The sequence below is a fragment of the Neisseria sp. Dent CA1/247 genome, from assembly GCF_022870825.1.
In the GTDB taxonomy this organism is placed as follows: Bacteria; Pseudomonadota; Gammaproteobacteria; order Burkholderiales; family Neisseriaceae; genus Neisseria; species Neisseria zoodegmatis.
The window spans coordinates 155,668-169,824 of sequence record NZ_CP091522.1 but is presented as its reverse complement, the minus strand read 5'-3'; the positions used below and the strand labels follow the sequence as shown (position 1 = coordinate 169,824).

Here is a 14,157-nt window from a genome sequence, read left to right as displayed (position 1 = left end):
TTCCTAATCCCAATCTACTGTAGGTACTTTATTTACATCAGTTAAATCAAATTCTAAAAGTGGCATCATTCTAAGTTGTTCGGATTCTTTCATTTCTTTATTCATTTGTAACAAATGTGTCCATATATCAAAAATCTCATTTGAAATAGCAGGATCAATCAACTGATCACTTGGATTCATTACTGGTTGCCCACCCGTATGCCAATCCCAAATATCATACCGCATCTTATGAGCAACAGGCTGACTTTCAATCGCAACATTCAACTCACTGTCTATCTGCATACTACGTGTATTGATGTTGGTAGAGCCAAGCGTTGCAAAGGTATCGTTAATCAAACATAGCTTGGAATGGATATAGATTTCTTCCCAATCTTCGGCAACCAATGTGCAAATATGTACTTTAATGCCTTCTTTTTCCAAGTCCTCTTTTAAAATCTCGCGAAGTTCATCAACATCTTTGGTTTTCTTAACTTTTTCTGCAAGCTCTCTGTTTTTCACTTCGCGCTCGTTTAAGCCTTGAATCGGTTTCAGCGGCGGAGGTGGCAAAATGTAATCGGGTAGGATTTTGCGCCAAATGCTGTCTGCTGGAAGGTTGGGAAACATACGCTGGATTTTGTTGCCGTATCCGGCTTGTTCCAAAATACGCTCCCGGGCAACGGAAGGCATCACATCTCGGCGACCCAAGGCTTCGAGCATGCGGTCGGTATTGACCACGCCGGGACCTAAACCTTCTTGCGAGGAGTTGGTCACTACAAAAACGCAGAGAGGCTGCATATGGGTGGTATCAATGCCTCTGCTGGCGGCAAATTCTTTACGTTCTTTAAATCCGTTACGCAACGCTTCTCCGAATGGCGGGAAACGGAAATACTGATTTTCAAAATAGATATAGGAAGTAGCCATTTTGAAATTCTGTTCGTAAAGCGCGTGTACATTGTCCTCTTGATATTCAGGTTGTGTGCGCAGGATTTGGGCAAACAAGGGCTCTCCGCCTTCTTTGTTTTCTTGAGGCCGGCGGGGTTTGAATTGCTCTCTCTTTACGCGTTCCGTCGGGGTAATCGGTTGGTGTTCTATTCGATAGTAGCCGTTATCTTGCAAAGCTTTGTTCCAGCCTTGTACAAAATTGGCATCAATGTCGTAAAGCACTTTTCCGGTGAGCTTGCAGGAAACGTCTTGGCGCGGCGTGCCGAAAAATGCACCGGCGCTGGGATTTCGTCCGCGCATTTGGCTTTCATCTATGTTTTCCAGCTTGGAATGTTCATCCACTTCGCCGGGGCCATCTCTGCTGGTGGTATAGGTTTTGTACTCATCCGGCAAAGCGTAGTGTTCGTTGGTATCCCAATAACGGTCGAGCATGTTATGTCCCATCACAAAACCGACCGCAGATTTCGGATCTTCGTAATCTATCATGACGGTTTTTTGATGATGGGTAGGTGTAAATTTTAAGATGTCTTTAGATAAGTCTGATAAGCCTTTATCTTTAAAAGGAAAGCTTTCGGGGAAAATCGCCGGATTGATTTCGCGGGTTACAAAAGACACTTTTTGTTTTCTGCTTTTAAAATCTCCCTGATTTCTCAAGCGCATAAAGGCTAATGTATTGGGGTATTTTTTTTCGTTTCTCAATAAAAAGTGGTAGTTCATGCAATTGACGTAATCACGCACTACATGAAAATCAAACAAGGCATCCACTACATTTTCCATATTGATTTCTATACCACCTTCCCCACCCGGTTTTTTTAAGAAAACACCTTGTTTTAATTTGGGAAGAGCAGAGCCGATAAGACCGATCGTTTTGTCTTGTGTTTGGTCGATTGGATGAATCGGTCCTGTGGCTTTAACATCTTCTGCCGCTTTTTCAAAAAGTTTATTAAATAAAGCGATACGCACTTCATCCACGGTATCCACCGAACCGTCAGGATTGATGCCCGCCAGCTTCGAACCTTTGCTGATCATATCTTTGCCCATTTTGGTGTTTCGAGCATTGTATATTTCGTGAGAAAACTTATGCACATGGTTCAAAAGCTCATAATGAATCGCTTCTTTAAGCTCGAAGCGCATATTTCTCCATTCATTTCTGAGGTCTTTGAATGATTTGGGCAGAAGATTGGTTTCAAAAAACTCTTTCAATTCGTCTATCGCAGTACCGATTTGCTTTTTGATTTTTAAAATGGTGCCGACAGTTCCCCATCCCGAACCATGAATATAGTCGTGCATTCTCTGGAATTGAGCCATTTTCCGATGAAACTCTTCATCATTTTGAATGGTGTTGTAACCCTCCACCGCATCGTACCAAGCCCAATCGAAGCGTCTTTGCTCCACAGAATGGCTACGCTTTTTCTTATAAAAACTGTGTCGTTGTTTAGAACCGACTTTGTGAAGAGCAATTTCCGGCTCTAAAAACTTTTCTTTCTCGAGTTTCTCAAAATGCTCTTCAATATTGGCGGGCTCCAAAAGAAAGTCCAAGAAATAGCCGTATGCCAAATATTCGTGCAAAAACAATAAAGTACTTCTACCCGGTGTGTTGTCTTCAAGAAATTTTTCTGTTGCAAACGGTGCTGTTTGCCAACACAGAATTTTCACATCCACATTGTCTTGAATAAAACGCTCCATGAGCAGTTCGCCGATAGGCGCACCGGCGGAATTAACCCCCCTCTTGAAATACATCGAAGGCTGAAAAGCCCAGCAGACCATTTCTACACTTTTTTTTGCTTTTTGGATCGAGTCATACAATTCCCCAAAGGCAGCTTCTCCGTTTACAAGGGGAAGAAAGGTAGCTTGCTCGGCAGACGGCACATTTTTTTTGCCCTTTCCAACAAACCAGCTTTCCGCGATTTTGCTGCGCTTTTCAGAAACCGATACCCCGCTTCTTTTTACTTTACGTTTCTTATTTGCTTCACTCATGGTCTTGATCCGTAAAAATTCCTTGAACTAATTTGGCATATTCTTCAATTTTGGGATTTGCGCTACCCGGGAAAAAGCCTTGACTGGTGTATTTGTCTTTGCCTTCATATTTTTTAACGACCGGCAATTGGAATACCCGACCATTGGCAAGCTCTATTTTGTAATTGCCTGTGGTTAGCTCGTGTTCGATTTCCAACTCCCCTTTGGCATTAAGTATGCCCTTCATTTTTTCAGCACCATCCGCATACAAAACATAAGGCATACCTGCAAACCCGCCGCTTCCATGCGCCGATTGGCCTATTTTCAACGTTAAAGGTATTTTAGGAATCGTTTTCGGCCACTCGGGATGGGTGTAATTCATAGTGGCCGGCCCCATCACCTGAAACCCCGCACACTTCACCCACACCATCTTCGGACAGCCCAGCTCAATGTTGCCGTCTTTAATCTTGATGTACGCCCCGCCACTGGTCAGCAGGATTTCGTCTTTGGCCGCCACGGTCACTTTGCCCGCGCTGCTGGTAATGGTGGCGTCTTTAAGCGCGTTGATCTGCATCTCGTCGTTCTGTGCCTGAATTTCCACCTTGCCTTGATTGGCTTGTAGCTTCGCCCCTTTGCTCTGCGCGAACAAGTTGACGCTCTTGACTGCATGGGCGGTGAAGTTTTGGCCGGCGCTGATGTCGGTGTCGCCGCCGCTAATGTGGTGGATGTGTTGGCCGGCGGTGTGCAGTTGGCTTTGCGGGGTGGCGGTAGCGATGCCGTCGGGGGCGGATTGGATGATGCCCGCGCGTTGCAGCTGTATGAGGCTGTCTTTCAGACGGCCTGCCTGTTCTTCGGCCTCGGTGGCTTCGTTTTTGGCGGTATGGGCGGCTTTGTTGAGGCTTTTGGCTAAGGAGATTGCCTGCTCGAGTTGGGCAATGGCGGCATCCATATCCAACACCTGACCCGCAGCCTGATTCTGGGCATCGGCACTGATGAATAAACCCTTACCCGCCCGTAATGCGCCCCAACTGTCGGTACGCAGCTCGAAGCCTTCGCCGTTGTCGCCGCGCTTCTGTCTTTGGCTGTCGACGATATGGCCGAGGTTGAGTTGGGTTTTACCGTATTCGGTCGCCAGTTTGATATGTTCCTGACCCTGTTTGTCTTCCATCCGCAGTTTGTTATTCGCCCAAGTACGGATGACGTTACGGGTGTTCCAGTCGGCAGGGACGTGGTCGGGGTGGGAGCTGTCGTGCATCACGCCGCTGATGTAGGGTCTGTCGGGATTACCCTGTACGAACGACAGCATCACTTCGGTGCCTTCGTGCAGCGGGAAGTGTTGGCCGTAGTCGGGGCCGGCATAGGGTTTGGCCAGACGGATGGGACGGCTTTCTCCGCCCGGGCTCCATTCGTCGAGGTCAAACGGCAGTTTGACGCGGTAACGCCCCATATTGTCGATATAGGCGTAGGTGTAGTTGCCGGGGCTGGTGACTCTGGCGGGAAGGCTGCCCTGAATCTTGGGCAACGGGGTGATGCGTTCGGGGCGGAAGATGCTGTCGGCGGGAATGGCGGTAAAAGTATGGCTGTACGCTTGGTCGCGGCTGCCGCTGTGGGTAAGCGACACTACCAACCAGCCGTTGGGTGCTTCGCTGAAGCTTGGGGCCGTCTGAAACACTTGGCCGGGGCTAAGCGCGGTGATGTTGCCGCTGCCGGAAGCAACAATACGGCGGCTGTGGTCGAGCTGTTGCAGTAAGGCCGTCTGAAGTTGGGCTTCTTCGGGTGTCTTGTGATGCAAACCCCAATGGCTGTCACTGCCGAGTAAGACGCTGCCGTCGGTCTCCGTACCCTTGGCCGTTACTGTGGACGATAAGTCGGTATCGGCATCGCGGTAGTTGTAGTCGCCGACGCGGATGGATTCGAGAATGGGATTGTGTTTTACCTGTAAGGCGAACACCGCTTCCTTGCCGACGCTCTCCAATCTGCCGTGGGGGCGGTAGGGATACGGCAGACGGTTGTCACGAAAATAATGGGCGGCATCGTCGCCGAATACCGCCACCTCGCCATATTGGGCGTTCTGCTCGAAGGCGTACCAGATGCCTTCTTCTTCGCACAACCGGTTGAGAAAGGCGAAGTCGGATTCCTGATACTGGGTCACATACTCGCGCACACCGTATTCGCGTGAGGTATTGAAACGGAAATCGACGCCGGAGAAGCCGTGGTGTTTCAGCAGTGCGGCAATAATGTCGGGAACGTTTTGGTTTTGAAACAGCCGCGAAGTACGGTGGTGCTTCAATGCGGCAATGCGCGGTTCCAATACCATGCGGTAACGGGTTTCGTCGGCCGATACCGACAGCTTCTCGCAGGAAGTGATGATGCCGCTCCATTCCTTCAACGCTTGGGGGGCGATCATACCTTCGATCAATCCCAACGCATCAGAGCTTACCGGCGTTACCGTAAACTTGGCCGCTTGGTTGATGTAGGACGACAGCGGCAAATCGGCATCGGCGCAGGTCAGTTCGATGTCGAGACGGTAGGCTGTATTCAATGCTTCGGTGGCGGTGAAGGAGACGACGGAGAGGGACGGGCTGAAGCGGGAGAAGCTGAGGTGGTAGGATTGGGTCTGCATGATTCAAAATCTGCTGAAAACAAATAAGCGCGATTTTAAACCATTTGGATATTTATATGATATATAACTGAAATAAAAGGCCGTCTGAAAGGCCAAACGGCTTTTTCAGACGGCCTTTTTGAGACAATCAACCTCACACCACGATATTCACCAAACGGCCGGGGACGACGATGATTTTCTTCGGTTCTTTGCCTTCCATGAATTTCACTGCGCCTTCGGTCGCGAGGGCGGCGGCTTCGACGGCGGCTTTGTCGGCATCGGCGGGCACGGTAACTTTGCCGCGCAGTTTGCCGTTTACCTGCACCATGATTTCTATTTCGGATTTCACCAAGGCGGCGGCATCGGCTTGCGGCCAAGCGGCTTGCCACAGCGGGGTATCGTTGCGTAACTCGCTCCACAAGGCTTCGCAGATGTGCGGCACAATCGGCCACAGCAAGCGGACAACGGCTTCCAACACTTCTTGCGCCACGGCACGGCCTTGTTCGGACGTGCAATCGGTTTTGTCGTATTGGTTGAGCAATTCCATCACGGCGGCGATGGCGGTGTTGAATTGCAGGCGGCGGCCGTAGTCGTCACTGACTTTAGCGATGGTGGCGTGCAGTTTGTGGCGCAGGTCTTTCAACTCTTTGCCCAAGCTGTCGTGGCCGTCTGAAAAGGCTTTGGCCGCGCCGCCCCGGTTGATGTATTCAAACACGGTGCGCCACAGGCGGCGCAGGAAGCGGTGTGCGCCTTCCACACCGGCATCGCTCCATTCCAGCGATTGTTCGGGCGGTGAGGCGAACATCATAAACAGGCGGGCGGTGTCGGCGCCATAAGCATCTATCAGCTCTTGCGGGTCAACGCCGTTGTTTTTCGATTTCGACATTTTTTCCACGCCGCCGATCACCACCGGCCGGCCGTCGGCTTTTAAGACGGCTGCGACGGGGCGGCCTTTGTCGTCGGTTTGCACCTCCACTTCGGCGGGGTTGAACCATTGTTTCTTGCCGCTTTCGGTTTCGCGGTAGTAAGTGGCTTGCAGCACCATGCCTTGCGTGAGCAGGCTGGCGAAGGGTTCTTTCACCGGCACGATGCCTTCTTCGTTCATCAGTTTGGTGAAGAAGCGGGCGTATAAGAGGTGCAGAATGGCGTGTTCGATGCCGCCGATGTATTGGTCGGCCTGTTGCCAGTATCGGGCGGCTTCGGGGGCAACCATGCCGTCTGAAAACTGGGGCGACATGTAACGGAACTGATACCAGCTCGATTCCATAAAGGTATCCATGGTATCGGTTTCGCGTTTGGCCGGGCTGCCGCAGTGCGGGCAGGTGGTTTCGTAGAACTCGGGCATTTTGGCTAAAGGCGAACCGCTGCCGTCGGGTACAACGTCTTCGGGCAGCACCACGGGCAACTGCTCGGCCGGCACGGGCACGTCGCCGCAGTTTTCGCAATGGATGATCGGAATCGGGCAGCCCCAGTAGCGTTGGCGCGAAATGCCCCAGTCGCGCAGGCGGTATTGGGTTTTCGGCGCGCCGGCGTTTAGGGATTGCAGTTTGGCGGAAATGGCATCAAAGGCCGTCTGAAAATCCATGCCGTCGAATTCGCCGCTGTTGACCAGGCGGGTGTTTTCTTTGTCGCCGTACCAATCCTGCCATTCGTTCGGATTGTAGGCAGGTTGTTCCAAAGTGGATTCGACAACTTGTTTAATCGGCAGTTTGTATTTGTTGGCGAACTCGAAATCGCGCTCGTCGTGACCGGGCACGGCCATTACCGCACCGTCGCCATAACCCCACAATACATAGTTGGCAATCCACACTTCCAGCTTGTCGCCACTCAGCGGATTGATCACATAGCGGCCGGTCGGCACGCCTTTTTTTCTCCATCGTCGCCATGTCGGCTTCGGCCACGCTGCCGGATTTGCATTCGGCGATAAACGCTTGCAGTTCGGGCTTGCCGGCCGCGGCGGCGGTAGCCAGCGGATGCTCGGCGGCAACGGCAACGTAAGTCGCGCCTAACAAGGTGTCGGGGCGGGTGGTGTACACCTGCAAGTATTCGGCGTAATCGCCTTCCAAACCTTGTTTGCTGCCGCTATCCAACGCAAAGCGCACTTGCACGCCGCGCGATTTGCCGATCCAGTTGCGCTGCATGGTTTTCACTTGTTCCGGCCAGTTCAGGCCGTCCAGATCGCTCAAAAGCTGCTCGGCGTAATCGGTAATTTTGAAGTAATACATCGGGATTTCGCGTTTTTCAATCAACGCGCCCGAACGCCAGCCGCGCCCGTCGATCACTTGCTCGTTGGCCAAAACGGTTTGATCGACCGGATCCCAGTTTACCGTGCCGTTTTTGCGGTAAATCACGCCTTTTTCAAACAGTTTGGTAAACAAAAGCTGCTCCCAGCGGTAATACTCGGGCGAGCAGGTAGCGAATTCGCGTTCCCAGTCAAACGCAAAACCCAAGCTCTTGAGCTGGTTGCGCATGTAGGCGATGTTTTCGTAAGTCCATTTGGCAGGGGCGACTTGGCGGTCGATGGCGGCGTTTTCGGCGGGCATACCGAAAGCGTCCCAGCCCATCGGTTGCAGCACGTTGAAGCCGTTGAGCAGTTTGTAGCGGCTCAATACGTCGCCGATGGTGTAGTTGCGCACATGCCCCATGTGCAGCTTGCCGCTGGGGTAGGGGAACATGGAGAGGCAGTAGTATTTGGGTTTGGACGCGTCTTCAGCCACGTTAAACAAACGGGCTTCATCCCATTTGGCTTGTACTGCCGGCTCGACGGCAGACGGTTGGTATTGTTCTTGCATGGTATTGTGCTTTTGAAATGCTTTTAATCAGAAAAACGTAAAGATAAGGCGGAATTATAGCAGTTTAATGCAAGGCTTTTGGGGAAATGTAGAGAGGCCGTCTGAAACCGAACAGCCAATCACGGCACGCCCCATCTTTTTTCAGACGGCCTCAACGGCACTTGCACATTTTCGCCACACCTGACAATACCGAGCGTAACCATCCGGCGGGTTTGGCGGCTTCCCATGCTAAAATGCCCACCGCTTAAAAACTTCCGTAACCACACTTCTACAAAACACAAAAAAATACAATGAACAATCACATCCAACACGCATTACACCAGCTTAATTCGCTGATTCTGGGAAAAGAAACCGTTTTAAAACAATTGATGGCCGCCATACTCGCAGGCGGGCACGTGCTGCTGGAGGATGTGCCCGGCGTGGGTAAAACCACATTGGCACACGGCTTGGCGGCGGTGTTGGGGCTGGACTACCGCCGCGTGCAGTTCACCAACGATATGCTGCCTTCGGATTTGCTCGGGGTGAATGTATTCCGCCCGAACGAAGGCCGCTTCGAGTTTCACCCCGGCCCCGTGTTCCATTCTTTTTTATTGGCCGACGAAATCAACCGCGCTTCGCCCAAGCTGCAATCCGCGCTGTTGGAGGCGATGGAAGAACATCAGGTGTCGGTGGACGGCAAAACCTATGCGCTGCCCGAGCCGTTTATCGTGGTGGCGACGCAAAATCCGGTCGAGCAGCTCGGCACGTTTCCATTGCCCGAATCTCAGCTCGACCGTTTTATGATGCGGTTGAGCATGGGTTATCCCGTGGCCGATGCCGAAAAACAGCTTTATTTTCAGGGCGACCGCCGTCAAGCGCTTCCCGCTTTGCAGGCGGTGTGCAATGCGCAGACGCTGCAACAATGGCAGCAACAGGCGGCGCAGGTAAAGTTTGCACAGGCGGCCGCTGACTACGTGTACCGTTTGGTGCAGGCTACGCGCCAGCCGGGACGGTTTGTGCTGGGACTCAGCCCGCGCGCGGGTTTGGCTGTGGTGAATGCGGCGAAAGCATGGGCGTTTATGCAGGGCAGAGGACATGTGCTGCCGGAAGACATCAAAGCGGTGTGGGTGCCGGTGGCCAACCACCGTTTGCAGCCGGTGCAGCAAGGCATGACCAGCGCACAGATTTTGGCGGATCTGCTCAATCATGTGGCCGTCGCGTAAGCACAAACTGCCCGCCGTGGCAGGGCGTTCTCCCGATTTGGCTTCACTGCATTGCCGCCCGACCCGATTGGGTGCTGGCCTGTTGGTAACGGTGTTGCTGCTGTGGCTGGTGGGGCTGAATTATCAGGTAAATTTGGCATATGCCGCCGCTTTCTGGCTGGCAGGTTTTTTGGCAGTGGCGGTGTTGCTGAATCTGCGCCAGCTTTTGGATGTGCAGATAGATGTCAACATGCCGAAAGAGGTGTTTGCGGGACATACGGCGGTGCTCGAATTAACTGCTCGGCAAAACTCGCGCCGCCGTTGGTTGTGGCTGTGCAGCGAGGATGATTTCCTCAATCCCGACCAAGCGGCGGCAAAACTCTGGCAGCCGTGGCAGATGAATTCAGACGGCCTCTCTGTGTATCACTGGCAGATTCCCGCGCTGATGCGGGGCTATTTGCGCGTACCGCCGCTGCGCACGGCTGCGGTAGCGCCGTTCGGCATGAGCATGGTGCAGTGTGTGTGGCATTGGCCGAGCGATGCGGTGGTGTTTCCCGCACCGATTCCGCACGATCTGCCCGACGGCCGTGAGCGCGGCAGCGAAACCGACCGCAAACGCCCGCCTATTCAGGGTGGCGACGATTTGTCTTATTTGCAGGCGCATCAAGAAGGCGCGTCGTTGCAGCATGTGGCATGGAAAACTTATGCGAAAACAGGCGAAATGCTGGATAAACGCTTTGAAGAGCCGCAAACCGCCGTCCGCAATACCGTGATTTCCTATCTGGATTACCCCGCCGGCACCTCCAAAGACCGCTTGGCAGGCTTGCTGTGTTTCCGCGTTTTGGAAGCCGAACGCAGCGGGCAGACGTATTCGCTGGAGCTGCCGCAGCGGGTGATTGCCCCGCAGAAAGGGCAGCGCGAAATCTGCCTGACGGCGTTGGGATTGTGGTAGCGGTGCTTCTCAAGGCCGTCTGAAAAACATATTCTGCAACCAAAGTCTGACCGCGCTTGCGGAACGGATTTGTTTGTAGCTGTTCTAATGATGCAAGAAAACTGGGCGCGATGGTCGCCCCTTTACTTTGTACCGAACAATCACAACCGCTTTGGAGTATGAATATGATGAATCTGAAAACCCGCTTGGTTAAATTGGCAGGCACATGCGCCTTGTTGGCGGCGTTGCCGTTTGCACAAGCGGAACCTGCCCCGTCTTTCAACTGGCACTCGCCCAAGCTGACCAGCAACGTTTGGAAAGTCAGCAAACCGGGGCAGCCGGATTCTTACCTGCTCGGCACACTGCATCTCGGCCTGAAAAACAAACCGTTAAGCAAGCAGGCAAAGGCTTTGCTGGCCAAAACAGACAAACTGGTTACCGAAGTGGACATGCTGCCCGATGAAAAAGCGGTTGAAGAGATGGGCGCATATATGGGGCAGCAGATGATTTCGCCAAATTCATTGCGCACCGCTTTGGGCGAAAAAGAATTTGCCAACTTGAAACGCCATTTCGAGCGCTCGGCCAAGCTGTCGGTTTTCTTGCCGGTATTGGAAAACCTGCAACCGTGGGCGGTCGTGATGCTGATGATGGAATACAATCCCAAAGGATACAGCGCCGAAAACGGCGTGGACATCCTGCTCTCGCAGGCGGCCAAGAAAGCAGGCAAACCGCGCGGCAGCCTGGAAAACGTTCAAGACGTGTTCCACCACTTTTCTTCCATTCCCAACGATCTGGCGTTGGCCATGCTGAAAAGCATGGTGAAATACCACGCGCAAGACACCGCCGACATCCGCACGTTGCACCGTCTATATGCGCAAAACCGCTTCAAAGACATTCCGGCGTTTATGGACAAAAACCTCTCGAAACCGCGCATGAAGCCGGAAGAAGTTACCGCCGCACGCAAGTGGATGGAGCAAGATCTGATCGCCGCGCGCAACCGCGCATGGATGCCGGAAATCCAAAAAAACGTCGATACTCAGAAAACATTGATTGCCGTGGGTATCGGCCACCTTGCCAGCCAAGAAGGTTTGATCGAGCAACTGCGCCGCAAAGGCTATACGGTTACGCCCGAACCTGCGCTGAAAGCATGGCATTAACCTTAACTTTAAGGCCGTCTGAAAAACGAGTTTACGGGTTTCGCTAAAGCACTCTTGTGAGCTTCGCCAAACACAACATGCCGCCGTTTCCTGCTGTTGGAAACGGCGGCATGTTTTTTATTCGCAATGCAGGAAGCTTCCCCGTTTCAAGGCGTAACGATGCGGGCGGGTTTCAGCAAAACATGTTCTGCTTGGCCGGGGCCGTCTGAAACCTGAAACCCGGCTTGCTCCCAATCGTCAGTCTGCAACTGGCGGTAGCGCAGCGTGTAAGCCCCTGCCGCCAGTTTGAACACGGTAAAGTCGGCGGCGGGCGGAATATACAGCGTGCGGATGGCGGTTTTTTTATCCGCCGGATAAATCTGCACAAACACTGGCGAGCGGTTGCCGGCGTTGTCTATCTTCACCATGCCGTTGCCGTTTTCGGCCAACACGGGATAGCCTTCCCAATATTGGGCAAACTCGGGATAAGACGCGCCCGCATCGCCGCTGCGGACGGCAGGCATATCCGATGCGGCTTGGCGCTGCTGGTCGGCCAGCCAAAACAAACCCGCCAGCACCGCAAGAAAAAACACCAGCCCCAGCCACAAGCGGTGTTTTTTGAATGTGTGTTGCGGCGGATATTCCGTTTCGGTTTCAGACGGCCTCATATTAAAAGGCTGCCCTGCCCTGCTTTCGCTTTCTGCGGCAAACGTTCTGTCTTCGCTTGCCATACCGCCGTGATGCTGCTGCGAGGCAATCCATTCATCGTGTGCGCGGCGCTGTTCGGGGTCAGACAATATGGCGTAGGAACGGTTGATCAGGCTCATGATGCGGTCGGCATCGGGATTATCGTGATTTTGGTCGGGATGATACTTTTTGCACAGCGAGCGGTAGGCTGCGCGGATTACTTCTATCGGCGCATCCTGTGAAACTTTCAGATTGTCGTAATGGGTGCGTATGCGCTTCGACATCGTATCCTGCTGAAACCGTTTGAAAAAGAGGGATTATATAGCAAAGCTCTCGAATGGAAACTTTTGCCATAAGCCAAAGGCCGTCTGAAACGCTTTTTCAGACGGCCTTTGATGTAACGCCTTTAGCCCAAATGCGTGAATGTTTACCCGCGCACGGTGAAAATTTGCAGCATATTGGTCGAGCCGGTTTCGCGCATACGCGAGCCGCTGGTGATGATGTATTGGTCGCCCGCAGCCAGCACTTGGCGCTCGACCAGCGTTTTTTCCACCTGCTCCAAAGCGGTGTCGTGGTCGGTGCTGGTCGCCAAAATCATGGGGCGGACGCCGCGGTACATGGCCATGCGGCGCTGGGCGGAAATGCTCGGCGTCAGCGCGTAAATCGGCAGCTGGATGCTGTGGCGGCTGATTTCAAACGCGGTCGAACCGCTTTCGGTGAGGGTAACAATGGCGCGCGCGTTAACGGCGCGGGCAACGTGAACCGCGCCGCCGGCAATCGCCAAATTGGTGCTTACCGCATCGTCGCTGTATTCTTCGCTCACGCCGTTGAGCGAATCCTGTTCGGCTTCGGCGGCGGCGCAAATCAAGGCCATCTGGCGCACGGTTTCAAACGGATACGCACCAATCGCGGTTTCTGCCGAACACATCACTGCGTCGGCGCCGTCCAACACGGCATTGGCCACGTCGCTCACTTCGGCGCGGGTCGGCACGGGGTTGGTAATCATACTTTCCATCATCTGCGTTGCGGTAATGCTGAAACGGCGCAGCTCGCGGGCGCGGCGGATCATGCGTTTTTGCAGAGCGGGCACGGCGGCGTTGCCGACTTCCACCGCCAAATCGCCTCGGGCAACCATGATGCCGTCTGAAGCCAAAATGATTTCATCAAGATGGGCAATCGCTTCCACCCGTTCGATTTTCGCCACCAAACCGGGGCGCACGGCGTCGCTGCCCTGCATTTCCTGCTCGACCAAACGGCGGGCGGTGTGCATATCTTCGGCGGACTTCACAAAGCTGACGGCCAAATAGTCGCAACCGATGGCCACAGCGGTTTTCAAATCGCGGAAATCTTTTTCGGTAAGCGCGCCGGCAGAGAGGCCGCCGCCCTGTTTGTTGATGCCTTTATTGCTTTTCAGCACATGGCTGTTTTGAACGGTGGTTAAAATTTCGCTGCCGCCGACGCTGTCCACAATCAAGGTAAGCAGGCCGTCGTCGAGCAATAAAATGTCTCCGGCTTTCACATCTTTGGGCAGGTCGCGGTAATCGAGGCCGACGCGTTCGCGGCTGCCCTCGCCTTCCAAGGCTGCATCGAGCAGCAGTTTTTCGCCTGCTTCGAGCTTGATGCTGCCGCCTTCGATTTTGCCCACACGGATTTTCGGGCCTTGCAGGTCGGCCATAATCGCGACTTCGCGGCCGGCCAGCCTGGCGGCTTCGCGGACGATGCGGGCGTTTTCCTGATGAAATTCGGGCGTACCGTGGCTGAAATTGAAACGGACAACGTTCAAACCGCCGATGGCAATCATGTCTTTCAGCAAACCGACATGGTTGCTGCCCGGCCCCAGCGTGGCAACGATTTTGGTGTTGTGGCGGATACGGGTTAAATCGCGTTGTGAAGCACTCATGGCAAACATCCTTTGATTTCGATACTGTTTGTCGTAACAAAAGGAATTTTA

The 14,157-nt window shown here is 53.3% G+C and carries 7 protein-coding genes and 1 pseudogene; 3 read left to right on the top strand and 5 right to left on the bottom strand.

The features are described from left to right. Window positions 1-3: 3 nt before the first annotated feature. From LVJ85_RS00775 to leuS, 3 genes and pseudogenes are all read right to left on the bottom strand, one after another. Entirely contained in the window at window positions 4-2,898 is a 2,895-nt protein-coding gene (locus tag LVJ85_RS00775) for a phosphatidylserine/phosphatidylglycerophosphate/cardiolipin synthase family protein (protein WP_244740619.1), read from the bottom strand. Further along, on the bottom strand, window positions 2,891-5,500 hold the full coding sequence (locus tag LVJ85_RS00770) for a type VI secretion system Vgr family protein (protein ID WP_244740617.1): 2,610 nt from the start codon (window positions 5,498-5,500) through the stop codon (window positions 2,891-2,893). Before LVJ85_RS00770 ends, LVJ85_RS00775 begins: the two co-directional genes overlap by 8 nt. A 133-nt stretch (window positions 5,501-5,633) precedes the next feature. After that, window positions 5,634-8,271 (bottom strand): annotated as a pseudogene (gene leuS, locus LVJ85_RS00765) (leucine--tRNA ligase). 290 nt (window positions 8,272-8,561) lie between these two features. Here leuS and LVJ85_RS00760 point away from each other — a divergent pair. From LVJ85_RS00760 to LVJ85_RS00750, 3 genes are all read left to right on the top strand, one after another. Then, window positions 8,562-9,473, top strand: coding sequence for a MoxR family ATPase (locus LVJ85_RS00760; RefSeq protein ID WP_244740615.1), 912 nt, complete (start codon window positions 8,562-8,564; stop codon window positions 9,471-9,473). Continuing rightward, window positions 9,457-10,404 (top strand): DUF58 domain-containing protein, encoded by a 948-nt coding sequence (locus LVJ85_RS00755; RefSeq protein WP_244740613.1) that lies wholly within the window; start codon window positions 9,457-9,459, stop codon window positions 10,402-10,404. The genes LVJ85_RS00760 and LVJ85_RS00755 overlap by 17 nt, the downstream gene beginning before the upstream one ends. A 164-nt stretch (window positions 10,405-10,568) precedes the next feature. Then, window positions 10,569-11,540 carry a TraB/GumN family protein gene (locus tag LVJ85_RS00750; RefSeq protein ID WP_244740611.1) on the top strand — a complete coding sequence of 324 codons (972 nt, stop codon included), beginning with the start codon at window positions 10,569-10,571 and terminating at the stop codon, window positions 11,538-11,540. A gap of 146 nt (window positions 11,541-11,686) precedes the next feature. On the opposite strand, the gene LVJ85_RS00745 is transcribed toward LVJ85_RS00750, so the two are convergent. Both LVJ85_RS00745 and pyk read right to left on the bottom strand, forming a co-directional pair. Continuing rightward, the gene (locus LVJ85_RS00745) at window positions 11,687-12,490 is read right to left on the bottom strand and encodes a J domain-containing protein (RefSeq protein ID WP_244740609.1); all 804 of its coding nucleotides are present in this window, start codon (window positions 12,488-12,490) and stop codon (window positions 11,687-11,689) included. Window positions 12,491-12,633: 143 nt separating this feature from the next. Beyond that, the gene (gene pyk, locus LVJ85_RS00740; RefSeq protein WP_244740607.1) at window positions 12,634-14,106 is read right to left on the bottom strand and encodes a pyruvate kinase; all 1,473 of its coding nucleotides are present in this window, start codon (window positions 14,104-14,106) and stop codon (window positions 12,634-12,636) included. Window positions 14,107-14,157 lie beyond the last annotated feature (51 nt).